The organism is Serratia sp. HNCC26DJ206 (assembly GCF_057180605.1).
Genome location: NZ_JBXUGP010000005.1, coordinates 24,879 through 50,640 on the forward strand (window position 1 = coordinate 24,879; position 25,762 = coordinate 50,640).

Below are 25,762 nucleotides of genomic sequence, written 5' to 3' on the forward strand. Positions count from 1 at the left end.
GGCGTGGTGGTCTAACAACATCAGGCGCTAGGTGCCGCCTCCAGCAGTTGTTTTTTCAGTGCGTTGTATTGCTTTTGTACTTCCGCCTCTGCCCAAGCCTGATCGGCAATAGCATCAACCCGTACCGCACAGTGTTTAAATTCCGGCGTTTTAGATACCGGATCAACATGATCCAGCGTCAGCTCATTGCAGGCACCAATCCACCACTGATAGGTCATATACACCGCACCGGCATTCACACGCTCGCTGACTTCGGCACGCGCCATCACCTTGCCACGGCGTGAGGCGATCCACACCAGCGCCTGGTCTTCGATCCCCTGCTGAGCGGCGTCATCAGGGTGGATCTGCACATAGCCCGGCTCATCCGCCAGCGTCTGCAATGCCGAACAGTTACCGGTCATTGAGCGGCAGCTGTAATGGCCCACTTCACGCACCGTACACAGCGCCAGCGGATAGGCTTTATCGGTTTTCTCATGCGGCGGGATCCACTCTGCGCTGCACAGGTAACCTTTACCCGTCGGCGTACTGAATTTATTGCCTTTGTACAGATAAGGTGTACCGGGGTGATCTTCACTCGGGCAAGGCCAGGCCACATAACCCAAACCGGCCATTTTTTCGTAGGTTGCACCGTAGAAGTTCGGGCAGAGCTGGCGCAATTCATCCCAGATTTCATTGGTGTTGTGATAAGACATCGGGTAACCCATGGCGCTGGCCAGCAGACTGACGATCTCCCAGTCGGGTTTCACATCACCAACCGGTTCAATCGCCTTGCTGAAACGCTGAAAACCGCGATCGGCACAGGTATAAACGCCCTCATGTTCCCCCCAGGAGGTCGCGGGCAGGATCACATCCGCCATATAGGCGGTTTTGGTCATGAAGATGTCCTGCACAATCACCAGTTCTAACTGTTCAAAGGCGGTGCGCATTGCCGCCAAGTCAGGTTCAGTCTGGATCGGATCCTCGCCAAAGATGTAATAGGCTTTCAGCTTGCCTTCGGCCACCTTGTGCGGCACGTCGGTGATGGCATAACCAATCTCCATTGGCAGGCTGTCTACCCCCCAGGCTTTGGCAAATTTAGCGCTGGCAACGGCATCGCCGACTTTTTCATAACCGGGGAAGGTATTGGGTAACACACCCATATCGCAGGCACCCTGCACATTATTCTGCCCACGCACCGGGCCAACCCCAACGTTAGGCCGCCCCAGGTTGCCGCTCAGCAGCGCCAGTGAAGATAGCCCCTTGACCACATCCACCGCCTGCCCCCACTGGGTCACGCCCATGCCCCACAGAATGGTGGCGGTCGGAGCCGCAGCATAGGTACGGATGGCCTCGCGGATCTGCTGCGCCGTTAAACCGGTGATATCAGCAACGTATTCCGGCGTGTATTTTGCCACCGTCTGGCGCAGTTGCTCGAAGCCTTCGGTGTAGGATTCGACATAGCTCTTGTTGTATAAGCCTTCTTCGATCAGCACATGGATAAAGGCATTCACCAGCGCCATATTGCTGCCGTTCTTCAACGGCAACCATTGGTCGGCAATACGCGCGGTTTCAATGTAACGCGGATCGCAGACGATCACTTTGGCCCCTTTAGCTTTGGCCTTCAGGATGCGCCGCGCCACGATCGGGTGCGAATCCGCGGCGTTATAGCCAAATATCAGCAGGCATTCGGTATTTTCCAGCTCATTAATCGAGTTGCTCATCGCCCCGTTACCGAGCGTTTGCTGTAACCCCGCCACCGACGGGCCATGGCACAGGCGGGCACAGCAGTCGACGTTATTGGTGCCGATCACCGCACGGGCAAATTTCTGCATCACATAGTTGGCTTCGTTACCCGGGCCGCGCGAGGAACCGGTCATCATGATCGCATCCGCGCCGTGCTGTTGCTTGATGGCAGACAGCTTTTCGCTGACGTAGCCAATGGCTTCATCCCAACTGACTTGTTCAAATTCGCCGCCGCGCTGGCGGCGGATCAGCGGTGAAGTCAGGCGCGGGGTCAGCAGTTTGGTATCCTGCAAAAAATCCCAGCCGTAATAGCCTTTCAGGCACAGTTCACCTTGGTTAGTAACGCCATTGGCCGGTTGGGCACTGACAATTTTGCCATTCTCCACCAGCAGATTCAGTTTGCAGCCAGAGCCGCAGTACGGGCAAACGGTCGTGATTTTTTCCATTATATTTCTCCCTATTACCCTAAATAATTCGAGTTGCAGGAAGGCGGCAAGCTCGTGAGTCCCCAGGAGCATAGATAACTATGTGACTGGGGCGAGTGAGCGCAGCCAACGCGCATGCAACTTGAAGTATGACGGGCATGGCTCTGATTATTGCAACAGATTCGGCGTGGAACCCAGTGCTGCACGCTGCTGTCTTTCGCGCTGCATGGCTTGCAGATCGGCGGGTTTGATCAGCTTCAGCGCCGCTGTCGGGCACACCTCAATACAAGCCGGACCGGCGCTGCGCCCATCGCAGAGATCGCATTTATTGGCCTGCGCGCGGCTGTGTGTGCTGCCATCACGGTTGCTAGCGTGATTAACCACCACCTCCATCGCGCCATAAGGGCACACCACCACGCAGGTTTTGCAGCCGATGCAGCGTGACTGCATTACCTGCACGCTGCCGTTATGGTTATAGATGGCCTCGTTCGGGCAGGCATTCAGGCAAGGGGCATTCTCACACTGGCGGCACAGCATCGGGGCGCTAACGCTGAAGGTTTTCATCACCTTCAGGCGCGGGTTAAAGTTTTCCGGCGTCAGTGGCTGTGGGTTTTCCCCCAGGTGCGCCATTGCACAGGCGATCTCGCAGGTGCGGCAACCGATACACTGCTGCATGTCGGCGATAACAAATTGATTCATCATTTCTCTCCTTAGGCCGCGTTATAGAACATTGAGATAATAGGCAATGCTTTCTGCGGCTTTGCGCCCTTCAGCAATGGCAGTCACAATCAGATCGGCGCCGCGCACGATATCGCCACCGGCGAAAATCTTGCGGTTGCTGGTTTGATAGGGATAACCCGCCACGGTGGGCGCCACCACCCGTCCTTGTCGGTCTAATACCACATTGTGCTCGGCCAGCCAGCCCATCCGGTGCGGGCTGAAACCAAAGGCCATGATCACCGCATCGGCAGGCACGATATGCTCGGAACCCGCCACTACCACCGCCTGCCGCCGCCCTTGGCTGTCGGCCGCGCCCATTTCGGTGCGCTGCATCTTAATGCCGCTGACGTTACCCTGTTTATCCACCACAATGCTCAGCGGTTGCAGGTTGAACATAAATTCAGCGCCCTCTTCACGGGCATTTTTTACCTCCCGCTTGGAGCCCGGCATGCTTTTCTCATCACGACGATAGGCGCAGATCGCCTGCGTCGCGCCATGCCGCAGCGAGGTGCGCACACAGTCCATCGCGGTATCACCGCCACCCAGCACAATCACCCGTTTGCCCGCCATATTGATGTAGGGGCTTTTCGGGTTATCGGGATAGCCCATCAGATGTTGGGTATTGGCAATCAGGAACGGCAGCGCAGCGTGAACCTGCGGTGCATCCTCGTTTTCCAGGCCGGAACTCATGGATTTATAGGTGCCGACGCCGAGGAACAGCGCGTCATATTCATTCAGCAGGGCTTCCATCGAAACATCTTTGCCAATCTCGGTATTCAGGCGGAACTCAACCCCCATATCAGTGAAGATTTCACGCCTTCTGGCCATCACGTCTTTTTCCAGCTTGAAGGCCGGAATGCCGAAGGTCAGCAGGCCACCGATCTCCGGGTAACGATCAAATACCACCGGTTTGATGCCGTTACGCACCAGAATATCGGCGCAGCCGAGCCCCGCCGGGCCAGCGCCGATAATCGCCACCCGCTTGCCGCTGTTTTTGACCGCAGACATATCCGGCCGCCAGCCCATCGAGAACGCGGTTTCGGTGATATAGCGCTCAATATTACCGATGGTAACCGCTCCACCGTGGCCGTTCAGGGTGCAGGATTGCTCGCACAACCTGTCCTGCGGGCAGACCCGGCCACAGACTTCCGGCAGGCTGCTGGTCTGGTGCGACAGTTCAGCGGCTTCCCAAATCCGCCCCTGATCGGCCAGTTTGATCCATTGCGGGATCTGGTTATGCAGCGGGCAGGTCCAGGAACAGATGCTCTGCTTCCCACAGTTCAGGCAGCGTTCCGCCTGCTGGTGGATCTGCTGTTCGTTGAATGGCTGGTAGATTTCTGCAAAGGTAGTTTTACGTAATTCCAGCGGGATTTTGCCGGCCTCCAAGCGCGGCGCTCGCGGCTGTTGCAGCAGATTACGGATCGGTTTTGGCTGTGCCTGATGGTTTACCGCCGTTTTCTGGTTGGCCACGCTGCCAAACAGTTGGCTATGCAGATCGCGCGCCGCACTGCGCTGGCGCTTTTGCCTCTGCTGTTCCACCAGAGTTTTGGTATCCACCAGGCTCAGCGCATGAGTCGGGCAAGCGCGCACGCAAGCCGGTTCCTGGTTCAGATCGCTACACAGATCGCATTTCTGCGCTTCGGTTTTCTGATAACTGTCCGCCAAGCGATGATTGGCCGGTTGCACGGTTTCGGTCACCACCGTCATCATGCCAAACGGGCAGGCCACGGCGCAGGCTTTGCAACCGATGCACTTCTCCTGGCTGACCTGAATGCTGTCATGACTTTGCACAACGGCCCCGGTCGGGCAAACATTGGCGCAAGGGGCATTTTCGCAGTGATGGCAGAACACCGCCGTATTGGCATTCGGGCCCTGAATCACTTTCACCCGAGGGGTGAAATACTCCCGCTGGCTGGGGTAATCCCCATGATGATGAGCTGTCACACAAGCCACTTCGCAGCTTCGGCAGCCTATGCAGGCCTCTGATTCTGCAACGATAAATTGATTCATAGTATCCTTTCCGAACAATTTGGCTAAAAAAGGCATCAATAAATAGTTAGCGTTATGACCTTTTATATCGCTGGCGTAGGCAGGTATCTTCAGGGTTATAACCATGTAAATGTAATGGTTATAATTAATTACATTCCATGACATTTCGCATGAAACAAGCGTACTGCAAAAATTTATACAAAATTACTCAGAAAAGTGGAGGGTTAGCGGTGGATTGATCGCGTAGGAAACGAGGCAAACCTCTCGGCTTGCCCTCCGTCGTCTATGATTAAAACAGTTGGAAAACATTCATCCAAGGTTGCTTCTATGCTAGGACATTTATCCGGGCTAAAAAATCGTTACCCCTTGCATATCCAGATTGCTGTGTTGTTTATGCTGCTGATTATTTCTATTGGTAGCGCGATTGTTATTTTCAGCCATAACCAATTGACCAAATTAGCTGAGAGCAGCACCAACCAGCAGTATCAGAAAACCAGCGAGGCCATTGCCGCTGAGTTGGATGCGGTGACGCGCACCATGATGATGTCGGTCAATATTCTGACGGGTATGTCAATTACCGAAGCCGCGACTTTCGATCAAAGAATGGCTTCTGTGGACAAATTTATTGAAATACTCAAGCAGAACGATTATGCCAGTTCGGTCTACGCCGCCTACCCTAATGGCGATTTCTTTATGCTACGGCGTGTCACTGAGGCTAATCGCCCCATTTTCCAGGTGCCAGAACATGTGCAGTGGCTAGTGCAAAGCAATCGCTTTATTACCGATAAGCCAGAATACCGCATGGTTTATCTGGACAGTCAGCTACAGGTGGTCGCCGACAGGATCCTCGACAATCCCCCTTTTGATCCACGTACGCGCAGCTGGTTTATTGAAGCAGCAAAACAGCACAGTTTAGTGACCTCGCCGATTTATACTTTCAAAGGAACAGGGCTGGTTGGCTTCACCTATAGCCGCCAAGCGGATAATGGACAGGCCGTTATCGGCCTGGATGTGACGCTGTCTTTGCTGTCGCAATTTTTACAGCAGCAGAATCTGCCCCCCGGTAGCCAAGCGGCCATTATCAACTTTGCCAATCAGGTTATCGCCAGCCAGCCGATGATCCCGAATAAGAAGCTGCAAAACGGCCAGAGTTTCAACAGTATCGAGCACTTTCCAGTGTTAAAAACGCTACTGGGTTTTCACCATGATAATGCCACTGATAACCCCAATAACAGTATTCAATTTAAGGCACAGAACCAAAACTGGTACGGTTCCGTGCTTAACATTAAAAATAACACCCATCACTATCATCTGGCGATCGCCACGCCATCCAGCTATCTCACCGCAGGCGCAAACTCTATTCGCAACCGCTCAACGTTGGTGGCTTTTATTCTCTTGCTGCTCAGCCTGCCGATTGTCTGGTATTTCTCGTTACGCATCTCCAGCCCGCTAATTAGTTTACGGAAAGATGCCGAAGCCATCAGCAATCTGATCTTTGATGATAAAGAACGTGAACACTCGGTCATTGAAGAGGTTGACGATTTACATCACGCCATGTCCAAAATGAAAAAGACGCTGAAGCAATTTATCTCGATGGGCAGCATATTGTCGTCCAAAGACAATTTCCCTCGGCAAATGCAGGGGCTGCTGAATGAAACTGCGGATATCGCCGCCATGAACGGCGGAGTAATTTTCCTGGCTGATAAAAACAAAGATACCTTTACCCCTATCGCTTTCCACTGGAACGATCAAGACATCCCAATATCAGAGATTGATGCAATACAGTTCGATCCTGACAATTTCGCCACATTTTGGCAGATACGAGAAGGCCTATCGGTTTCTGGGGTGTTGGATCATGAGCATATTCCCTCCCCGCTGCGCGCCTTTTTCCAAACTTATCTTCCTATGCACTATATTGCCGTCCCCATGCAAACGCATGATGAAGAGTTATTGGGATTCTTATTGTTGTTTAATGTTACCGAATTAAGTGCCGAACGCCAGAGCGCCAAAATACAGTTGGTCAACGCGCTGGTCGGCAGTTTATCTGTCGCCATAGAAACGCAGTATTTGTTGCAAGAGCAAAAAAATCTGCTGAATGCCTTTATTGAGCTGATCGCCGGGGCGATCGACGCCAAAAGCGCCTATACCGGTGGTCACTGTCAGCGCGTGCCCGAAATTACCAAAATGTTAGCCAAAGCGGCCGTTGAGGTACAAGACGGCCCGTTCGCGAATTTCACCCTGTCAGAGAACGAGTGGGAAGAACTGCATATCGCCTGCTGGCTGCACGACTGTGGCAAGATCACCACGCCGGAATTTGTGGTGGATAAAGCCACCAAGCTGGAGCTGATTTACGATCGCATTCACGAAATACGCATGCGCTTTGAAGTATTGAAAAGAGAAAAAGAGATCCTCTCTCTGCGTAACCGGCACCCCACCACCGACGATGCGGCGGCGGAACAACAGCTGGCAGAGGAACTGCGCCAGTTGGATGAGGATTTCTATTTTATTGCCCAATGTAATGTCGGCGGTGAGTTTCTGTCTGACGAGGCGCTCGCACGTATTCGGCAGATTGCCAGCTATCAATGGACCCGCACGCTGGACGATAGCGCCGGGGTTTCTCAGGCCGAATGGGCACGCAAAGCCCGCCAGCCAGCGCGTGACTTGCCGGTGCAGGAAGCCATGCTGGCGGATAAAGAAGAGCATATTGTCTATCGGGATAGCAAAAATCACCTGCCAGAGAGCTACCAGTTCAAGCTCAAGGAACCCACTTATCTCTATAACTACGGGGAAATTTATAACCTCTCAATTCGCCGCGGCACGCTGAATGACGAAGAGCGTTATAAGATCAACGAGCATATTATGCAGACGATTATTATGCTGAACAGGTTGCCGTTCCCACGCACCATGGCGAATGTGCCGATCATTGCCGGTGGCCATCATGAGCGTATGGACGGTAAGGGTTACCCCTATCAGTTGAACTATCAGCAAATGAGCATTCCGGTCAGGATGATGGCAATTGCCGACGTATTCGAAGCGCTGACCGCCGCCGATCGCCCTTATAAGCCAGGAAAAATGTTATCAGAAGCGCTGAAGATCATGACGGCGATGGTGAACGAAAATCATCTGGATCGTGAGTTGTTTATTCTGTTTCTGCAATCGGGCGTCTGGCGCGATTACAGCGTGGCCTATTTGCAGGCGGATAAAGTCGATGACGTGGATATTGCAGCGCTGATCCAAAAGCTCGGTCCGCAGAATATCACCCTGTGATCTCAATAAACCAATACCCGCAGCCTGCGGGTATTGGTGTTCATCTACCTGGGGGTTAAGAGGCCGCTAGCCGTGGATTAACAAAAAACATGGCTCCGGCTGCCAATAATGATGGCAAGGCAAACGCCATAAAGTTTTGTTGTAGCGTTAATTCCATATCGATTAGCAATCCACCCGCGAAAGGGCCGAGAATCGCACCGATACGCCCGATCCCCAATCCCCAACCCAGCCCCGTCGACGTCATGGTGCTGGGGTAAAAACGGGCGACATAAGAGGTCATGGCGATCTGAGTGCCGATCGTGCTGGCTCCGGCGATAAGCAGTAACAAATACAGGAGACTCATTGAGCTTTGAACGCCCAAAAGCGCAATCGTCACCGATCCCAACAGGAAGTAACCGATCAGCACGGTTCTACCGCTCACTTTATCCATTAACCAGCAACTGCTTAACGCACCGGCAATGGTGCCAAAGTGTAAGGTAAACAGGAACATCAGGCTGGAACCTAAAGGATAACCAGCTTGAAGCATCAGTTTAGGTAACCAGGACGTCATGCCATAGATCACATACAACGACATAAAGAAAACCAGCCAGATCATCAGGGTGCTTAACAGTCGCCCCCCGGCGAATAAATCCCCAATGGCCATTTTTACCGGGCCGGCACCGAGAGCCGATTGGCTGACAAATTCGGTCCCGGGTTGATGAATATAATTCGGATCAATTTTTTCCAGCGCACTCTTTAAACGTTCATTTTGTTTGGTTTTAATTAAGAACGCCGCTGACTCAGGCAGATGTTTTAACATCCAGGGTAAAAACAGGATGGGGAAAATGGCAACATAGAATATAGACTGCCAGCCCAGCAGCGGAATTAAGTAGATGCCTAATATTGCGGCCCACATCCCGCCAATGGAATAGCCGCTGAACATTAAGCCGACCATTAAGCTGCGTCTGTTTTTCGGCGAATACTCACTGGTCAGCGCGGTAACATTAGGCATCACGCCGCCTAAGCCTATGCCAGCAATAAAACGGCACCAGCCAAACTGGTTGGCATTAACGGTAAACCCACAGAGAAAGGTAAATAAGCTGAAAGTGATCACGCAGAGGGCAATCACCTTCTTTTTGCCTATTTTATCTGAGAGTGAACCCAGTGAAAGTGCGCCCACCATCATGCCAATCAGCGTATAGCTACCCAATAAGCCAGCCTGAGTAGCGGTTAATCCCCAGTCAGCCATTAACTTGGGGAGAATAACCCCCAATACGGCGAGATCGTAACCGTCGAATATAATAATATAAGCACACCAGAAAATAGTCAGGCGGTGGATATTCTGGAACTTTGCATTGTCGATTATTGGCGTAATATTAACGACGTTTAACTCGATCTGAGCCATAGAAACTCTCCTTGGCGTAAAATTATTGATCGGTAATTAGCTGGAAACAAAGCGCTCAAAATACACCTGATGTTCGGCTACCGGTTGGGCAGACAGCCAGTTACAGGTCGCCTCGATCATCGGCGGTGGCCCGCACAAGTAGGCATCGAACGGTTGTTGCAGCAAATGGCTTTCCAATGCATTGGTCACCCAGCCCTTTTTGCCCTGCCATTCAGCGCTGGGATCGACCACCACCACCTGATAGCTGAAATTACCAAGCCGTTGGGTCAGTGCGTCGAGCCGCTCCAGCTCGCTGATCTCACTCTCGCGGTTTACCCCGTAATACAGTGCGATAGGTTGCCCACCATCCCCCTGCTCAGCCAGGCTTTCCAACATGCTGAGAAATGCGGATAGCCCGGTTCCCCCGGCGACAAACAGCAGCGGGCGCTTCACTTCACGCAGGTAAAATGCACCGAACGGGGCGGTAAAGTTGATGCTGTCCCCCACTTGGCAACGCTGGCGTAAATAGTCACTCATCAACCCGCTCGGCAACAAACGAATCAAAAAGCGCACTACCGAAGATTGCGCGCTGGCGCTGGCATACGAATAGGCGCGGCTTTCCTCACTGCCGGGGATTTGAATGCGCGCATACTGCCCTGGCAGATAGTGCAGCGCAGGTTCCCCCGCTTCCAGCGTGATTTCCAAGGTGGCAACGGTATCGGAGAGCAGGTTCAGCGCGCTCACCCGCCCGCGATAGTTCTGCTGGCTGATGTTGCAAATGCTGGAGTCGATATCAAAGTAGAAAGAACCTGGCGACGTCAGCCGGGTCTGGCAGGCCAGCATATAGCCCTGCGCCAGATCGCTGGCGCTCAGCGCATCATCATCGACATACTCCATTTCGATGGTTCCCGACTCGCAGCGTCCACGGCAGGTGGCGCACACCCCTTCACGGCAGTCCAGCGGCAGCTGGATCCCGTGGCGAAAAGCCGCATCCAACAGTTTTTCATGTTGCTCGACCTGAATAAACTGCGTGAGTCCGTCCCGGAAAATAATGGCGGCGCGATGGGTCATGGTCACTCCTGTATCATTACTGTTCATAGCAACGGCGGCCGCAACCGCCGTACCAAAGCCAATCAGAGATGGTAGAAATCGAGCACTGAATCGATCTTGTCATTCAGCAGCAGCACGTGTTTCCCCGCAATTTTCAACTGTTCGTCTTGCCAGCACAGACGATAGTTGGCACGACCAAAGAAATGGCGGCTTTCGCCAAAGCGGTAGTAGTGCGTTACCCAGTTGACGCTAACATCCAGTGGGTTACTGTCACCCGCCTGGCAGCGCACGTTATCAATCAGGTGCAGCGTACGCGGCATCGGCGTACAGGCGGCTGACTTACCGGTGCGAATACGGAATACCCGATCCTCCAGACCAGAACGGTTGGCATAGTAGATCAGCGACATTTCGCGCTTCGGATCCTGCGTGTAGTCATGTTCACTGCGCCACTGCGGCACATGAAACTCGGCATCTTCGGTGAAATAGCCAAGATAGCGATCCCAATCCTGGTGATCGCAAGCCTCTGATACCTGGTATAAAAATTGTTCAACGGCATATTGCTGCTGCTCAGGCGTAATGTTTTGCATGATTTATCTCCGTCATTTCAGCGGGCCGCCGCCTGTAATGCTGGTTAGTTAAGCGAATACTGCATATTCATGCAGCAAATACTCACGGTGAGGCCCCCTCTCCCTGTGGGAGAGGGCCGGGCTGAGGGACTTGTTGTTCGGTGATACTCCCCTCACCCTAACCCTCCCGAAGGAGAGGGAATGGGTTAGTCTTAACTGACTGGCGCTAGGCCGTTACCTGCGCTATTTTTTTCGCCAGCCCTGCCAGCATCATCTGCTGCCATGCGCGGTGCTGGTTGACATACAGCCCTTCATGGGTAATTTCGGTACCGGTGATCGCAGGCGTTATGTTTAAAATGTCGCTGTTGCGCGTTGCACCATATTGCCAATGCTGATGCCCACGGGAGATATCGCTCCACGGCGTGGTGCGCGCTTCGAAGCCACGCTGCTGTTCGCGAAACTCCACCAGATCGTCCGGCGTTCCCATGCCAGAAACGTTGAAGAAATCTTCAAACTGACGGATGCGGCTTTCGCGATCCCGATCTGACTCCCCTTTCACCCCCAGGCACAGGCTGATCACTTCAGTTTTATTCCAACTGACCGGGCGGATAATGCGCAGTTGGGAGCTGATCTGATCCATAAAGAACAGGCTGGGATAGATATTCAGGTTACGCAGACGATGCATGGTCCACTGTGCGCGCTCCTGCGGATATTTATCCAACAGGCGCGGCATGATGCGGCCATAACCGGGGCGCACGTCGGCGGCGTTAGGCATGTCGCTGAACAGCAAACCGTGGCCATGTTTGAATGAGAACCAGCCGTCGTCGGTGTCTTTATCCCCGGCACCCAGCTTGCTGTAGTCGAGCGTGCTGTCACTGGCACCGTTGCGTTGGATATTCAGCTCACGGCGGTGGTTGGCCGTTGAGACGTAGTTATAGTGAACGGTGCTGACGTGGTAACCGTCCAGCCCATTCTCATTCTGTAACTTCCAGTTACCGGGATAGGTATAGGTCGAGATACCGGGCAGCACTTCCAGCTCGGCGTTTTCGGACTGCTCCAGCATCATGTCGAAAAACAGCGTGGTGTCGCCCAGGAATTCGGTCAGGCTCTGTTCGGATGTGGTATCCAGGCTGATAAACACAAAACCCCGATAGCTGGCGATGCGTGCCGCTTTTAAACCATGCTGGCTTTTATCGAAGTCGCTGCCGTATTCCGTCGGGGCTTTGACCTTCGCCAGCACGCCGTCGGACTTGTAGCACCAGGCGTGGAACGGGCAGGTAAAGGTGCTCTGGTTGCCCTGGCAGACGCGGGTCAGCGTAGCGCCGCGGTGCTGGCAGGTATTGGCCAGCGCGTGCAGTTCCCCTTTGCCGTCACGGGTGACCAGCATCGGCTGGCGGCCCGCTTGGACGGTGATAAAATCGTGCGGATTAGGGATCTGGCTTTCATGGCAGGCGAAAATCCACTGCTTCTCGAAGATCAGCTCCATTTCCAGGTCAAACAGTTCCTGGTTGGTAAACATTGAGCGGGCGATGCGATAAACCCCCTCCTGCGGCCGAAAGTCGAGGCTGTTTTCAATAACATGCTGCCAGTTTTGTAGTTCTTGTGGCGTGCTCACATTAATGCTCCTGTTATACCCTTGGCCCCCGGTTCCGCATATGCAGCATGCAGTGCCAAGCGGCTGAATATATTAAAATAATGAAGGCAGGCGTTCGCCCCAGCGGACGGTATTCAAGAGAGACTCACTGCCCCTGAATAGAGGCAGTGATAGGCCGGGCTACGCTTGAGCGCGTTTGCGTTCCACTTCGGCTTCTGGCGCAGCAGTGCGTTCTTTATGCAGCGTGAAGTTAAAGTCGATCGAAGAGAAAGGTTTGTTGAGTTGCTTGCTGTCCAACTGGTCCGGTGCAGAAATCTTGTTCACCTGCGGCACCAGCCCTTCACGGCTAGCGAAGGCGAAGTCATCCCACAGGTACTCGTCACCGTCGATGTTGATCTGCGTGGTCAGTTTGCGATAACCGTCGGCATAGACGAAGAAGTGGATATGCGCCGGGCGGCGGCCATGGCGGCCCAACAGGTTCAGCAACTGCTGGGTGGAACCTTCCGGTGGGCAACCGTAGCCAGACGGCACGATGCTGCGGAACTGATAGTTACCCTTGCTGTCGGTCACAATGGTGCGGCGCAGGTGGAACGCGGGCTGGCTCTTGTCGAAGAACGAATAGTTGCCCATCAGGTTAGCGTGCCAGACTTCGACGGTGGCACCCGGCAGCGGTTTGCCGTTAGCGTCCATTACCGTGCCCTGCATAAACAGCACTTCGCCTTTGGCACTTTCTGTGCCGTCATCCAGGCGGGCAAACCCTTGACATACCGGCGCACCGGCCACGTACAGCGGCCCTTCGATAGTGCGTGGCGTACCGCCGGTCAAACCTGCTCTGGCTTCGGCTTCGTCGGCGCGGATATCAATGAAACGCTCCAGCCCAAGCCCGGCGGCCAGCAGCCCCATTTCATGGCTGGCACCGGTTTCTGCCAGATATTCCAGCCCTTTCCAGATTTCACTCGGCTGAAGATCCAGATCCTCAATCGCTTTAAACAGATCGCCTAATAAGCGCACGGTAACCTGCTGAACGCGTGGGTTAACTTCGCCTTTGGCGGTGTCAACAATAAAGCTGTTGACCAGGGTGTCGATATCGTTATGAGTCATGTCATTGCTCCGTATTCATATTGGCAGTAAACAATTACTGGGCCGAGGGGGTACAGTCCTGCGGCTATTTTTGGTTTTAACGGCTTTCTTTTTTTATTCTCCCTGTGGGTATTCACCCGGCAGGGAACAGCGACATAAACATTGGCAGATGATACAACCAGCGGCCGGACTCAGCGGTCGTCCTCCCTGATAGAGGAAGGATGACGGCACAATGGCATCACCTGAATCTTCATGTAAGGGAACAGCGGCAGTTGCGACAGCAGTTGATGCAGTTCATCAATACTGCTGACGTCAAACAGGCTGATGTTGGAATACTGCCCCGCAATGCGCCACAAATGGCGCCATTGGCCGCTGGCCTGTAGCGCCTGCGACTGGGCTTTTTCGGTGGCCTTCAGTGCGGCAGCCTCAGCTTCCGGCATTGAGGCGGGTAAATTGACGTCCATTCTTACGTGAAACAACATAGCGATCAGTCCTTAAGCGTGATGTTCTGTCAGCAACGGCGCAGGGTGGCGACTTTGTCGCGGTCGATCTCAATCCCCAACCCCGGCCCGGTGGGTACCTGCAACATAAAATCGCGATAAACCAAGGGTTCGGTCAGAATGTCTTCGGTCAGCAGCAACGGGCCGAACAGTTCGGTGCCCTGGCTGAGATCGCTGAAGGTGGAAAACACGTGGGCAGAAGCCGCCGTGCCGACCGCCCCTTCCAGCATGGTGCCGCCATACAGGCCGATCCCCGCCAGCGTGGCGATATCGGCCACCTGCCGCGCCTGAGTCAAGCCGCCGGACTGGCTGATTTTCACCGAGAACACATCAGCCCCGGCATGGGTAGCCAGATCGAAGGCGTCCAATGGCCCTTTCAGCACTTCGTCCGCCATAATCGGCACGGTAAAACGCCTGGCGAGACGGGCCAGACCGGCGCGGTTTTCTGCGCGGATCGGTTGTTCGATCAGATCGATCCCGCCCGCTTCCAGTGCGGCGATGCCGCGTTCCGCATCCAGTTCGCTCCAGGCCTGGTTGACGTCGACGCGCACGCTGACGTCATCCCCCAACGCCCGCTTGATGGCTAACACGTGTGCCACATCGGCATCGACCGCCCGCAGGCCAATCTTGAGCTTGAAAATACGGTGGCGGCGCAGCTCCAGCATTTTTTCTGCTTCCGCAATATCTTTTTGCGTATCGCCGCTAGCCAGCGTCCAGGCCACCGGCAGCGCGTCACGCACGCGGCCACCCAGCAGTTCACTCAGCGGGATATTCAACCGCCGCGCCTGTGCATCCAGCAGCGCCGTCTCCAGCGCGCATTTGGCAAAGCGGTTGCCTTGGATCGACTTACGCAGCCTGGCCATAGCCGGTGCCACCTGGCTGGCGTCCATACCGATCAGCAGCGGTGCCAGATAGGTATCAATATTTACCTTCACGCTTTCCGGGCTCTCTTCGCCGTAGCTCAGGCCACCGATGGTGGTCGCTTCGCCCCAGCCTTCGATCCCGTCGTCACACAGCACGCGCACCAGCACCAGGGTTTGCACATTCACCGTGGCCACCGACAGGCGGTGGGGGCGGATTGCCGGAACATCCAGCAGCAGAGTTTCAATAGCTTTAATCATATTTTTCCGGTATCAAACTTGGCAGGTTCAGGTTGTATATGACCCTATATCCAACATATGCTGGCCGTCTAACACCGATTTAGCATCATCTCCATACTTAAAAGGTATGAACATGGAACTGCGTCATTTACGCTATTTTGTCGCCGTCGCGGAAGAACAGAACTTCAGCCGCGCGGCTGAACGGCTACACATCAGCCAACCACCGCTCAGCCGGCAAATTCAGCAACTGGAAGAAGACTTAGGCGTGTTGCTGTTTGAACGCGGTTCCCGCCCGCTCAAGCTCACCGAAGCGGGTCGTTTTTTCTACGGGCATGCGCGGCAATTTCTCGCCCAGAGCGTCGAACTGAAGTCGATGACCCAGCGCGTTGGGCAGTTGGAGCGTTCGCTGTCGATTGGCTTTGTCGCCTCAACGCTGTACGGGATCATGCCACGGCTGATCCGCCGCTTTCGCACGCAATACCCGCAAGTGGCGATGAGCCTGCAAGAGATGACCACCATGGAGCAGATCCAGGCGCTGAAAGAGGGCAGAATCGATGTGGGTTTTGGCCGCATCCGCTACGAAGATGCCAACGTGCGCCGCATTATCCTGCGCGATGAAACCCTGATGGCGGCGTTAGCGGCCGATCACCCATTGGCGAACGCACCCGAGCTGACGCTGCGCCACCTGCAAGCCGAAACCCTGATCGTTTATCCGCAAACTCCGCGGCCAAGCTTTGCCGATCAGGTGCTGGCCACCTTCCGCGATCGCGCACTTGAACCGCGTAAAATCATGGAGGTACGCGAACTTCAGGTGGCTTTAGGCCTGGTGGCGGCAGGCGAAGGCATTACGCTGGTGCCGCAGTGCCTGCACAGCCTCAAGCGCCAGGATGTGATCTATAAAGCGTTAAATGAGCAGTATCTGGTTTCGCCGATCATCATGAGCACCCGCTTGCTGGATGAATCGGAAGACATCAAGACACTGCTGCAAATGATCTACGGCCTGTATGAAGAAGAAGGCATCAGCTATATCAAGCCCTGAGGTGAGCTACAGCAACAGCGCCAGCTCCATCGCCGCACGCTGCAACTGGGGCAAAACTTTTTCACGCAGTTCTGAGGCGGGAACCTGCGATGCATTGACCCCCACGTTCATCGCCGCCACCACCCCGCCTTTGCGTGAGTACATCGGTACCGCGATAGAGCGCAGACCGATCTCCAGTTGCTGATCGTTGATCGCATAACCCTGGCGGCGTACCTGCTCCAGTTCAGCGCGCAGCGCCTCGGCGCTGGTGACGGTAAAACCGGTCAGCGGTTCGATCGCCACGCGCGACAGGTACTCTTCCAGCTGTGGCTCATTCAACGCGCTGAGCAATACCATTCCCATCGACGTGGCGTAGGCTGGCAACCGGCTGCCGCGCCCCAGATCGATGGTCATGATACGTTTTACCGACGCGCGGGCGATATACAGAATATTGTCACCGTCCAGCGTTGCTACCGAGCAGGACTCATTCAGCAGCTTGCTCAGGTAATCCAGCGAGTTCTGCGCCGCTTTCGCCAGCTCCGAAGAAGAAAGATAGGCATGGCCCAGGGTCAACACCCGGGGTAACAGGCGATAATGACGGCCATCCGGGCAATGCACAAACCCCAGCGCATTCAGCGTATACAGGCAGCGGCGCACCGCAGCGCGTGGAATGCCGGTGATCTGGCTGATTTCAGACACCGACATCTCCGAATATTGCGGTTTGAACGCCTGCAATACCTCCAGCCCTCTAGCCAACGAGGCCATAAAGTTTGGATCGCCCTTGTATTGGTCGTTGGCCAATTCGCTGATTTCCTGTAGCCGCTGCAACTCTTCGGTAGCAAACTCCGGTTTATCATTCATCATTGACTCCAATTTTCCATACGAATCAGAACACTATACGCCGAGCCGCCAGAAACAGCGTGATGGACGGCGGCAAATGCCAAATTATCTACCTGCGTCACAAAATTAACATCAAAATAACAAACACACCGATAATCGCACAATATGCTGATAATCGCACTTGCCGGTCAATTTTTCATCCCCTAAGTTAAAGCAAGCCAAACATCTTGGCACCGTAATCAACCGCATACTCAGGAGAAGAAATGATCAACAAAAGCATGCCTTCCACCGACGCCGCCGTGGCCGATATTCATGATGGTGCTACCCTGATGGTGGGGGGCTTTGGCCCGGCAGGCCAACCTTATGCTCTGCTGGATGCGCTGATCCGCCGCCGCCCGCGCGAGCTGACATTAATCAGCAACAATGCAGGCAACGGCGATTTCGGCCTGGCGGCGCTGCTGAAGGCCGGTTGCGTGCGCAAGGTGATTTGCTCGTTTCCGCGCCAGTCAGACTCATGGGTGTTTGACGATCTCTACCGCCGTGGCGAGTTGGAGCTGGAACTGATCCCACAGGGCAACCTGGCCGCACGCATACAAGCCGGGGGTTCTGGGCTCGGTGGGATCTATACTCCGACGGGGTATGGCACCCTGCTGGCCGCCAATAAAGAAACACGCGAGATCGATGGCCGCCAGTACGTATTCGAACTGCCACTGAAGGCCGACTTCGCGCTGATCAAGGCCGAACGCGCCGATCGCTGGGGCAATCTGGTGTACAACAAAACCGGGCGCAACTTCGGCCCGATCATGGCGATGGCCGCCACCTGTACCATCGCCGAAGTTAATCAGCAGGTTTCACTGGGTGAACTGGATCCCGAAACCGTGATTACCCCAGGGATCTTCGTGCAGCGCCTGGTTACCTCTCCCGCTAACAGCCAGCAGCTTTCAGCTTAAGGAATAGTTATGTCAAAACTCACTCATGCGCAGTTGGCCGAGCGGATTGCGCGCGATATCCCGGAAGGGGCCTACGTGAACTTGGGGATCGGCATTCCGACTCAGATCGCCAACTACCTGCCCGCTGACAAAGAGATCTTCCTGCACAGCGAGAACGGTATTCTCGGCATGGGCCCGGCACCTGCTGCTGGTGAAGAAGATCCTGAGCTGATCAACGCGGGCAAACAGGCGGTTACCCTGCTGCCCGGCGGTTGCTTTTTTCACCACGGTGACTCTTTCGCCATGATGCGCGGCGGACACCTGGATATTTGTGTACTAGGGGCCTATCAGGTCTCGGAACGTGGCGATCTGGCCAACTGGAGCACCGGCGCACCGGGTGCCATTCCGGCGGTGGGCGGCGCGATGGATTTGGCTATCGGCGCACGTCAGGTATTTGTGATGACCGAACACCTGACCAAAAAAGGCGAATGCAAGATTGTGAAAGAATGCACTTACCCCCTGACCGGGATCGGTTGTATCGAACGAATCTACAGCGATCAGGCGGTGATCGACGTTACGCCGCAAGGTTTGGTGGTGCGTGAAATCTTTGGTGGCCTGACGCCGCAGCAACTACAGGAAATCACCCCGGTCGAACTGACTTTTGCCCTTCAGCATGGAGAGAAACAGCATGAATCCAGCGTATCTGTGTGATGCCGTCCGTACCCCATTCGGCAAGCTTAACGGTAGCTTGGCCACTATTCGCGCCGACGATCTGGCCGCCCTGCCGCTGAAGGCACTGCAACAGCGCCACCCGACGCTGGACTGGAGTGCGCTGGACGATGTGCTGCTGGGCTGTGCCAATCAGGCCGGTGAGGACAACCGTAACGTGGCGCGTATGGCGCTGCTGCTGGCGGGCCTGCCGACATCGGTGCCCGGTTGCACCGTTAATCGCCTGTGCGGCTCCAGCCTGGATGCCGTGGCGATGGCCGCGCGCGCAATCAAAACTGGGGAAAGCGATTTGCTGATCGCCGGTGGCGTAGAGAGTATGTCGCGTGCGCCGTTTGTAATGGGCAAAGCGGAAAGCGCCTTCAGCCGCAGCATGCAACTGGAAGACACCACCATGGGCTGGCGCTTTATCAATCCACAGATGAAAGCGCTGTACGGTGTGGAATCCATGCCGCAGACTGCGGAAAACGTCGCGCTGAAGTTTGGCATTAACCGCCGCGATCAGGATGCTTTTGCCTTACGCAGCCAGCAGCGCACCGCCGCCGCACAGGAGAGTGGATTCTTCGCCGGTCAGTTGACCGAAGTCAACATCCCGCAAAAGAAAGGTGAACCGCTGCTGTTTACTCAGGACGAGCATCCCAGAGCCACCACGCTCCAGGCGTTAGAAAAACTGAAACCGGTGGTCAATCCACAAGGAACCGTCACCGCGGGCAATGCTTCCGGCCTTAACGACGGCGCTTGCGCCCTGCTGTTAGCCAGCGAACGCGGCGTGCAGCAACATGGGTTGCAACCCATGGCACGCATCGTCGCCAGTGCCGTAACCGGCATTGAACCCAGCATTATGGGCTTTGGCCCCGTACAAGCGGTGCGTAAAGTGTTGAACCTCGCTGGGTTAAAGCTGGATCAGATGGATGTGTTCGAACTCAACGAAGCTTTTGCCGCACAGGCGCTGGCGGTCACGCGCGAACTCGGGCTGGCAGACGATGCGCCGCAGGTGAACCCGAACGGCGGTGCTATCGCCCTCGGCCATCCGTTAGGAGCTTCCGGCGGTAGGCTAGTGATGAATGCGGCCTGGCAACTGCAAAAAACCGGCGGCCGCTATGGTTTGTGCGCCATGTGCATCGGCGTCGGCCAAGGCATTGCCCTGATTATCGAGAGGGTATGAAATGAATATCGACTATCGCCTGGATGGCCCAAGCACAGCACCCTTGTTGGTGCTGTCTAATTCGCTGGGCACCACGTTTGAACTGTGGCAACCGCAAATGGCGGCGTTGACCCAACAGTTCCGCGTGCTGCGCTATAACCAGCGCGGACACGGTGCTACGCCGCTGCCAGTGGCTCCGTTAACGCTTGAGATTTTGGGCCAGGACGTGATCGCCCTGCTCGATACGCTGGATGTGGAACGCGCCTATTTCTGCGGTATTTCTATGGGCGGGCTGACCGGCCTGTGGCTCAACCGTTACCACCCACAGCGTTTCCATAAGCTGGCGGTGGCCAACACCGCCGCGCGGATCGGCAACGCGGAAGGTTGGCAACAGCGCGCACAACAGGTGCAGCAAGATGGGCTGGCACCTATCGCCGCAGCCTCTCCCGCCCGTTGGTTTACCGAGGATTTCCAGCGCGAACAACCGCAACGGGTCGCCAGCTTGGTAAAAACCTTGGCACAGGGAAATGCGGCAGGCTACGCCGCCTGCTGCCAAGCGCTGGCACAGGCCGATCTACGGGCTGAAGCGCCGCGCATGGCCGCCCCAATGCTGGTGATTGCCGGGGAGCACGATCCGGTCACCACCGTGGCAGATGCCGAGTGGCTGGTGGCTAATGCTCCCAATGCGAAACTGGCCACCTTGCCCGCCTCGCACATCTCCAACGTGGCTTGCCCAGCGCTGTTCAACCAGCAGGTGACCGATTTTTTTACTGCCTAGCTTGCGCCTAGAAAACACCGTGGTCGTACCGGGCAGAGAACAAGCCCGGTATTTGAAGTTGCAGGCCAATAGCGCTGCAACTTCAAGCTACGGCATCGCCTTGATCTGATAGTTTCTCAGCACAATGGCCCCTTCAGCCGGATAGATACTGTCATCATTAGCAACGATTTTCCCCGCTGGTAATGTCGTTTGATCAACGGCAATTCGGTTATCGCTATAGGCAGCTAAATTGCTTACCACCGCACATCCTTGACTGTTGGTGGTCAAGCCAATCTGATTAATGATGCCAATGCCGGGCGTTTGCTCAATGCAGGCAATACCGAAGGTATCCCCCACTCGTTGCCCCAGGGTCACGCCTTGAGAATGCAGAACCACGCTGCCTGTTTGGTTGTAAGTGACCCTCTCTCGATCGGGAGCCTGCGTGTAACGTAACGTTGTATCACCCGCGCTGTATTGGTAGTTGGCGAAAGCCGAGGTTTGATGATATTGCTCATCAACGCTGCCGCTGTAACTGAAGCTTGAATCGCGCAGTGCCGAACCAGAGACCATCAACGATTTGCTGATCTTGCCATTGTTAGCATTCAGCCCAGGCTGTAGCCTGATATTGTTATTTTCAAAAATGCTGAGCGGAATACCTACGCTGAAATTAATGATCCGATCTTCACTGTAGTTACTGCTCTTCATGTAGGTCATAAATGCCGAATAGCTGATGCTTTTGTGCAAGACCGTGAGGCCAGTATTGAGCATCGTGGTTCTCTGCCCAGTGCGATCCCAACTGTTCGAAAGAGAGCTGAATAGCGAACCTTGTTGCAGGTTATACTGCAAACTGGCTTCCAACTGATATTTGCGATTAGCATACATCTTTGACATAAAAGGATATTCTGGATCTTCCGCTTGCGTATCGACGAACTCGGTGAGCGAAAGATATTTACTGTTTGGGTAATAAGTAGCCTGAATATTCGTAGTCAGTTGCCCGCCCAGCATCCCTATGGCATAACGCGTTTTAATCGCATCACCGTATTTGATCTCCTCACTGTTGGTTCGGTAGCGCACCCCTTTATAATCAACAGAGAACAGCCCGGCCTTACGAAAGTTAAAGCCTGCCCCTAACGCGCTGGCAAAATAGTTATTGCCATAGATATAGCCGCCATAAGCAGAGACTGTTTTGTTAATCCCATAAACGCTGGTCAATTGTGAATAAGGTTTGCTTGCAGCAGTATCCCAAGCTTCAGGCCGTGTTTGCCCGACAAAAAAGTCATATTTGATATTACCCGCTGCCGTGGTAGTAGGTAATACCAATAATGGAATTGTCGTCACCGTGACTGTACCATCGGATTCACGCACCATCAGCATCAATGCATTTTCAGAGTCAGCCACTTCAACATCTTTAAAGCTGAAATTGCCAGGTTTCACACGTTTCCGCAGTATAATGCGATCGCCTTGCTGAATAGTGACCTCGGCAGAAGTACGCGCCACGCCCTGAATATTGCCCATCACCGGGCGCTTACCTGTCGGCAACAGGCGATCGTCGCTATAAATAGCCACTCCTGTACGTGAATTGCTGCTAAAGATATCGCTACTGCCATTGCCATCACCCAGTTTCAGAACCGATCTTGCTGACAAAAGATTGCGGCTCATAGAGAGAGAATCATTAAGCCAACCCCGTTCTCCGTTTTGCTGACTATAGTGACCGCTGTGCCGCAACATCCAGCCACTTAGGTTTGCCCCTGAGTCGAGCTGGTAATTCTGGCTGATACGATTCTGATTATTGCTCTGCTCCTGTGACCGGTCGAGTTCATAGTTGATAAATGCAGCATCAATGCCTTGATCAATTTCGTTGTGCTGATGTTCCTCCTGGATTTTTCTGATCACCACCAAATTTAACTGGCTGAATTGATCAATGCTAAACCCTGCGTCACTCAATTCGGTGAATGTGGTACAACTACGGTCCTTGGCAACCAGGTTTTTCAGGCTGGTAATTTTTTGCAGCGCGGTGTTGGCAATACAGCCATCACCCTCGAGCGTGGTGAGAGTCGTTTTCCCCTGAGGCTCCAACTCAAAGATCAGATTAATAATTTGTGAAGAAGTTGCAGATGCCGGAAGACTACAGAATACGAGCGTGATAAGTAAAGCCTTCACCCTAAATCCCTTTTGAATGCACGAAATTACCTTTTCGCCATCGGTCTAAATGTTATCATTGAATAGCAGAGTAATAAAAGAGAACGAAGCTTCGTTAAACCCTTCGTTCTCTTGCCATTAAATTATACCAAAAATTTATTTGATGTAGGTTTTAAGAATAGGAAGCTTAGTATTGCGAACCTGGTTGATTTGGATAATCGCTTTATTATCTCGATCAAGCCCGGAGTAACTAACCCACAAATCCATCCCTTTGTTATCAAATCCTTTATCAAGATAAGGCTGAACTTTTTTCATCAGTACCGCCAACTCTTTCTCGTTAGATTGAATTGATGCATTATCGATAACCAGTGCTTTTTCTATTGCATTAACAGTAAGAATGCAGCCATGGTTCTGTACGACATACATTTGTCTCTCCTTTTCCGACACAGAGGCAGATGTCAGCAGATTAACACAACTATTCAGGTTGTAATCAGCCCATTCATAGCCAGCCACGGCTTTTTTAGCCTCCGCGTTCATAGCAAAACCAGCAGCAATCAACGTCAACACTAATTTTAGCTTCATATCATACAGCTCCATGTAGTTTAAATTAAAAACAGAGAAAACTCTCCGATCTGACAATTAATGACAGATTTTTATAATAAGAAAAGACTAATTTCAATATATTAAAACATTAACTTCCCGTGTCAATATACGATTTTAATTTATATTGTTAACTAATTTTTATATTGTATACATCTGCCATTCAACGCCAAATAGCCACACCAAAACCATAATTTATCATTGCATTACCACTTAAGAAAATGACTTAGGATTAACCTTATATTTAATGTATTAAATAAACAAAAAACATTATTTCACTCTAGCAGTAGAATTATTCCCACCATAAGCCAAGAAACTTCCTTTACTACGCGAGTGGGCTCTTTTTCCCAATATATATTCCTGGTCAATAATATAAGTACGATTTTCCTGAATATTCTTTGCGCCCCTTAGCTGAAAAACCGTTGATGCTAAAAGACGATGTTGGTAAAAACCCTGAAAATACAATAATAACAATTAGTTGAAACTTAAAGATTAAAAAATAACCAATTTTTGGTTTATTTTTGCTCTGTTTTTGTGTAAAGTCTCCCCATTCACAGGTTCCCTAACGGGAGTTAGCCCTACAAACAACTACTTAACTTCAGATGTAACCATGCTAAAGATTTTTACTCCGTTATTTTTTGTTTTGACTTCGTTATTCACTTTCTCTGCCACAGCAAGTACCAGCACCAAGTCGGATTTTTTTAATTCATCGCTTGCTCGTGAAAACAACCCTGCAAAATCAGGGTATAACGACACACAACGACTTAAAAAAATCCTGACTCATTATGATGAATGGGAAGGCGTAAGCTACAAGTTCGGCGGCAACTCACGCAAAGGGATTGATTGCTCTGCCTATATGCAGCGCATTTTTGCAGATGAATTTTCACTCAGCTTGCCAAGAAGCTCGCACGAGCAGAGCAAGTTAGGTTCACACGTTGCCAAAGACGATCTTGCTACTGGCGATTTAGTGTTTTTTAAAACCTCTGCACGCGAACGCCATGTTGGCGTGTACATCGGGGACGGCAAGTTCCTTCATGCCTCCACCAAAGTGGGCGTTACGGTTTCAGAATTGGACAATCAGTACTGGAAGACAAAATACGTTCAGGCACGGCGCATCAACCATGCCGAAGCCTGAGTTCACTCTGCCGCCGGTTAAACCGGCGGCCAGATAGGGGTTACGCTTTCTTGCGGTTACGGCGCATATCAATAGCGACTGCGGCCACAATGATGATGCCTTTGATGATGTCCTGAATGTAGGAATCCACGCCGATAAAGGTGAAGCCGCTTTTGATCAGGCCGAGGATCACCGCTCCAATCAGGGTGCCAGTAATACGCCCCACGCCGCCCATCAGGCTGCTACCGCCAATCACCGCCGCCGCAATGGCATCCAGCTCATAAGAAACCCCCATGCTAGACTGCCCGCTGCTGACGCGTGCCGCCAGCACCACGCCAGCCAATCCTGCCAACCCACCCGCAATGGTATAGACCGTCACCAGGTATTTATTGACGTTGATGCCCGAGACTTTAGCCGACGTCATGTTGCCGCCGATGGCATAAACATATTTACCGTAGCGGGTATGCTTCAGCGCAATATGGAAGATCACCGCGATCACCAGGAAAATAATCACCGGCATGGCACCCTGACCGATTGCCGTGAAACCATCCGACAGAAAACTGACCGGATTACCCTTGGTGTAATACTGCGCCAGACCGCGTGCCGACACCATCATCCCCAACGTGGCGATAAACGGCGGAATGCCAGTGCGAGTGATCAGGAAACCGTTGATAAACCCGCAGAGAATACCGACGCCGATCCCGGCACCCATCGGGATGGCGGCTGGCAGATCGAGCAAAGCGGGATACATCGGGGAAATACTGTCTGAGGTTTGCGCCAGGCTGGCGGCTACCACCGCCGTCAGGGCAATCAGCGAGCCAGAAGACAGATCGATACCGGTAGTAATAATGACCTGGGTCACCCCCACCGCAATAATACCGATGATCGCCACCTGCAACACAATCAGCAGCAACCGGTTGGGGTTCATCAGAAAGGATTGGTCGCGCACGGTCCAACCCAGAATTTCAAAAATCAGCGCAATGCCGATCATCACGACGAAAATGCCGGTGTCTTTCGGCATCTTGCCGCTCAAACCGGAAAGCAAAGTGGCTTTATGCGGCGGTGCCGCCGTGAACGTTTTTTCCAGATTTGCGTTACTCATAGTGGTCCACCTTTAGG

Annotated in this window: 21 protein-coding genes; 7 read left to right on the forward strand and 14 right to left on the reverse strand. The window is 53.4% G+C overall.

Features of this window, described 5'->3' with window-relative positions:
- Positions 1 to 20 precede the first annotated feature (20 nt).
- The 3 genes from fdhF to aegA form a co-directional block, all read right to left on the reverse strand.
- Positions 21 to 2,168: a formate dehydrogenase subunit alpha gene (gene fdhF, locus AC2A1E_RS04665; RefSeq protein WP_484382783.1), complete on the reverse strand. Its 2,148-nt coding sequence runs from the start codon at positions 2,166 to 2,168 to the stop codon at positions 21 to 23.
- A gap of 147 nt (positions 2,169 to 2,315) precedes the next feature.
- Positions 2,316 to 2,846 carry a 4Fe-4S dicluster domain-containing protein gene (locus AC2A1E_RS04670; protein WP_459402771.1) on the reverse strand — a complete coding sequence of 177 codons (531 nt, stop codon included), beginning with the start codon at positions 2,844 to 2,846 and terminating at the stop codon, positions 2,316 to 2,318.
- Between the two features lie 21 nt (positions 2,847 to 2,867).
- A complete protein-coding gene (gene aegA, locus AC2A1E_RS04675) occupies positions 2,868 to 4,877 on the reverse strand; it encodes a formate-dependent uric acid utilization protein AegA (RefSeq protein WP_484382784.1) in 2,010 nt (669 codons plus the stop codon).
- Between the two features lie 306 nt (positions 4,878 to 5,183).
- On the opposite strand from aegA, the gene AC2A1E_RS04680 reads away from it, so the two are divergent.
- Positions 5,184 to 8,123, forward strand: coding sequence for an HD domain-containing phosphohydrolase (locus AC2A1E_RS04680; RefSeq protein WP_484382785.1), 2,940 nt, complete (start codon positions 5,184 to 5,186; stop codon positions 8,121 to 8,123).
- A 55-nt stretch (positions 8,124 to 8,178) separates the two neighbouring features.
- Here AC2A1E_RS04680 and AC2A1E_RS04685 read toward each other — a convergent pair whose 3' ends face one another.
- The 7 genes from AC2A1E_RS04685 to AC2A1E_RS04715 all read right to left on the reverse strand — a co-directional run bounded on the left by AC2A1E_RS04685 (position 8,179) and on the right by AC2A1E_RS04715 (position 15,397).
- Positions 8,179 to 9,507: an MFS transporter gene (locus AC2A1E_RS04685; RefSeq protein ID WP_484382786.1), complete on the reverse strand. Its 1,329-nt coding sequence runs from the start codon at positions 9,505 to 9,507 to the stop codon at positions 8,179 to 8,181.
- Between the two features lie 36 nt (positions 9,508 to 9,543).
- Entirely contained in the window at positions 9,544 to 10,557 is a 1,014-nt protein-coding gene (gene antC / locus AC2A1E_RS04690; protein ID WP_484382787.1) for an anthranilate 1,2-dioxygenase electron transfer component AntC, read from the reverse strand.
- Positions 10,558 to 10,619: 62 nt separating this feature from the next.
- Positions 10,620 to 11,123 carry an anthranilate 1,2-dioxygenase small subunit gene (antB, locus tag AC2A1E_RS04695; protein WP_484382788.1) on the reverse strand — a complete coding sequence of 168 codons (504 nt, stop codon included), beginning with the start codon at positions 11,121 to 11,123 and terminating at the stop codon, positions 10,620 to 10,622.
- 205 nt (positions 11,124 to 11,328) lie between these two features.
- Positions 11,329 to 12,717, reverse strand: coding sequence for an anthranilate 1,2-dioxygenase large subunit (gene antA, locus AC2A1E_RS04700; protein WP_484382789.1), 1,389 nt, complete (start codon positions 12,715 to 12,717; stop codon positions 11,329 to 11,331).
- A 159-nt stretch (positions 12,718 to 12,876) separates the two neighbouring features.
- Positions 12,877 to 13,797 (reverse strand): catechol 1,2-dioxygenase, encoded by a 921-nt coding sequence (gene catA / locus AC2A1E_RS04705; RefSeq protein WP_484382790.1) that lies wholly within the window; start codon positions 13,795 to 13,797, stop codon positions 12,877 to 12,879.
- A 170-nt stretch (positions 13,798 to 13,967) separates the two neighbouring features.
- Entirely contained in the window at positions 13,968 to 14,258 is a 291-nt protein-coding gene (gene catC, locus AC2A1E_RS04710; RefSeq protein WP_076941261.1) for a muconolactone Delta-isomerase, read from the reverse strand.
- A 29-nt stretch (positions 14,259 to 14,287) separates the two neighbouring features.
- The gene (locus AC2A1E_RS04715; protein WP_484382791.1) at positions 14,288 to 15,397 is read right to left on the reverse strand and encodes a muconate/chloromuconate family cycloisomerase; all 1,110 of its coding nucleotides are present in this window, start codon (positions 15,395 to 15,397) and stop codon (positions 14,288 to 14,290) included.
- Between the two features lie 112 nt (positions 15,398 to 15,509).
- Between AC2A1E_RS04715 and AC2A1E_RS04720 the strand changes: the two genes are divergently transcribed.
- On the forward strand, positions 15,510 to 16,415 hold the full coding sequence (locus AC2A1E_RS04720) for a LysR family transcriptional regulator (protein WP_484382792.1): 906 nt from the start codon (positions 15,510 to 15,512) through the stop codon (positions 16,413 to 16,415).
- A 6-nt stretch (positions 16,416 to 16,421) separates the two neighbouring features.
- Here the strand turns inward: AC2A1E_RS04720 and AC2A1E_RS04725 are convergent, their stop codons facing one another.
- Positions 16,422 to 17,255, reverse strand: a complete 834-nt coding sequence (locus tag AC2A1E_RS04725; RefSeq protein WP_484382898.1) for an IclR family transcriptional regulator domain-containing protein — start codon at positions 17,253 to 17,255, stop codon at positions 16,422 to 16,424.
- Positions 17,256 to 17,497: 242 nt separating this feature from the next.
- Between AC2A1E_RS04725 and AC2A1E_RS04730 the strand changes: the two genes are divergently transcribed.
- From AC2A1E_RS04730 to pcaD, 4 genes are read left to right on the forward strand one after another with little or no spacing between them, the layout of a single operon-like run.
- A complete protein-coding gene (locus AC2A1E_RS04730; RefSeq protein ID WP_484382793.1) occupies positions 17,498 to 18,184 on the forward strand; it encodes a 3-oxoacid CoA-transferase subunit A in 687 nt (228 codons plus the stop codon).
- 9 nt (positions 18,185 to 18,193) lie between these two features.
- Complete coding sequence (locus tag AC2A1E_RS04735; protein WP_459402400.1) at positions 18,194 to 18,874, forward strand: 3-oxoacid CoA-transferase subunit B; 681 nt, start codon at positions 18,194 to 18,196, stop codon at positions 18,872 to 18,874.
- A complete protein-coding gene (gene pcaF / locus AC2A1E_RS04740; RefSeq protein ID WP_484382794.1) occupies positions 18,852 to 20,054 on the forward strand; it encodes a 3-oxoadipyl-CoA thiolase in 1,203 nt (400 codons plus the stop codon). Before AC2A1E_RS04735 ends, pcaF begins: the two co-directional genes overlap by 23 nt.
- Position 20,055: 1 nt before the next feature.
- On the forward strand, positions 20,056 to 20,811 hold the full coding sequence (gene pcaD, locus AC2A1E_RS04745) for a 3-oxoadipate enol-lactonase (RefSeq protein ID WP_484382795.1): 756 nt from the start codon (positions 20,056 to 20,058) through the stop codon (positions 20,809 to 20,811).
- 87 nt (positions 20,812 to 20,898) lie between these two features.
- Here pcaD and AC2A1E_RS04750 read toward each other — a convergent pair whose 3' ends face one another.
- Together AC2A1E_RS04750 and AC2A1E_RS04755 are read right to left on the reverse strand one after the other, a co-directional pair.
- Positions 20,899 to 22,950 (reverse strand): fimbria/pilus outer membrane usher protein, encoded by a 2,052-nt coding sequence (locus AC2A1E_RS04750; protein WP_484382796.1) that lies wholly within the window; start codon positions 22,948 to 22,950, stop codon positions 20,899 to 20,901.
- Positions 22,951 to 23,085: 135 nt separating this feature from the next.
- Complete coding sequence (locus AC2A1E_RS04755; protein WP_484382797.1) at positions 23,086 to 23,511, reverse strand: hypothetical protein; 426 nt, start codon at positions 23,509 to 23,511, stop codon at positions 23,086 to 23,088.
- A gap of 628 nt (positions 23,512 to 24,139) precedes the next feature.
- Here AC2A1E_RS04755 and AC2A1E_RS04760 point away from each other — a divergent pair.
- A complete protein-coding gene (locus tag AC2A1E_RS04760) occupies positions 24,140 to 24,664 on the forward strand; it encodes an NlpC/P60 family protein (protein ID WP_484382798.1) in 525 nt (174 codons plus the stop codon).
- Between the two features lie 40 nt (positions 24,665 to 24,704).
- Here AC2A1E_RS04760 and AC2A1E_RS04765 read toward each other — a convergent pair whose 3' ends face one another.
- On the reverse strand, positions 24,705 to 25,745 hold the full coding sequence (locus tag AC2A1E_RS04765; RefSeq protein ID WP_484382799.1) for an ABC transporter permease: 1,041 nt from the start codon (positions 25,743 to 25,745) through the stop codon (positions 24,705 to 24,707).
- Between the last annotated feature and the right edge of the window lie 17 nt (positions 25,746 to 25,762).

Bases quoted from the DNA above. Each gene is read 5' to 3' on its own strand.
- AC2A1E_RS04680 (WP_484382785.1), top strand. From the start codon at position 5,184: ATGCTAGGACATTTATCCGGGCTAAAAAATCGTTACCCCTTGCATATC.
- AC2A1E_RS04720 (WP_484382792.1), top strand. From the start codon at position 15,510: ATGGAACTGCGTCATTTACGCTATTTTGTCGCCGTCGCGGAAGAACAG.
- antC (WP_484382787.1), bottom strand. From the start codon at position 10,557: ATGACCCATCGCGCCGCCATTATTTTCCGGGACGGACTCACGCAGTTT.
- AC2A1E_RS04765 (WP_484382799.1), bottom strand. From the start codon at position 25,745: ATGAGTAACGCAAATCTGGAAAAAACGTTCACGGCGGCACCGCCGCAT.
- AC2A1E_RS04715 (WP_484382791.1), bottom strand. From the start codon at position 15,397: ATGATTAAAGCTATTGAAACTCTGCTGCTGGATGTTCCGGCAATCCGC.
- pcaD (WP_484382795.1), top strand. From the start codon at position 20,056: ATGAATATCGACTATCGCCTGGATGGCCCAAGCACAGCACCCTTGTTG.
- pcaF (WP_484382794.1), top strand. From the start codon at position 18,852: ATGAATCCAGCGTATCTGTGTGATGCCGTCCGTACCCCATTCGGCAAG.
- AC2A1E_RS04735 (WP_459402400.1), top strand. From the start codon at position 18,194: ATGTCAAAACTCACTCATGCGCAGTTGGCCGAGCGGATTGCGCGCGAT.
- catA (WP_484382790.1), bottom strand. From the start codon at position 13,797: ATGACTCATAACGATATCGACACCCTGGTCAACAGCTTTATTGTTGAC.
- antB (WP_484382788.1), bottom strand. From the start codon at position 11,123: ATGCAAAACATTACGCCTGAGCAGCAGCAATATGCCGTTGAACAATTT.
- AC2A1E_RS04755 (WP_484382797.1), bottom strand. From the start codon at position 23,511: ATGAAGCTAAAATTAGTGTTGACGTTGATTGCTGCTGGTTTTGCTATG.
- catC (WP_076941261.1), bottom strand. From the start codon at position 14,258: ATGTTGTTTCACGTAAGAATGGACGTCAATTTACCCGCCTCAATGCCG.
- AC2A1E_RS04685 (WP_484382786.1), bottom strand. From the start codon at position 9,507: ATGGCTCAGATCGAGTTAAACGTCGTTAATATTACGCCAATAATCGAC.
- AC2A1E_RS04760 (WP_484382798.1), top strand. From the start codon at position 24,140: ATGCTAAAGATTTTTACTCCGTTATTTTTTGTTTTGACTTCGTTATTC.
- fdhF (WP_484382783.1), bottom strand. From the start codon at position 2,168: ATGGAAAAAATCACGACCGTTTGCCCGTACTGCGGCTCTGGCTGCAAA.
- aegA (WP_484382784.1), bottom strand. From the start codon at position 4,877: ATGAATCAATTTATCGTTGCAGAATCAGAGGCCTGCATAGGCTGCCGA.
- AC2A1E_RS04725 (WP_484382898.1), bottom strand. From the start codon at position 17,255: ATGAATGATAAACCGGAGTTTGCTACCGAAGAGTTGCAGCGGCTACAG.
- AC2A1E_RS04730 (WP_484382793.1), top strand. From the start codon at position 17,498: ATGATCAACAAAAGCATGCCTTCCACCGACGCCGCCGTGGCCGATATT.
- AC2A1E_RS04670 (WP_459402771.1), bottom strand. From the start codon at position 2,846: ATGAATCAATTTGTTATCGCCGACATGCAGCAGTGTATCGGTTGCCGC.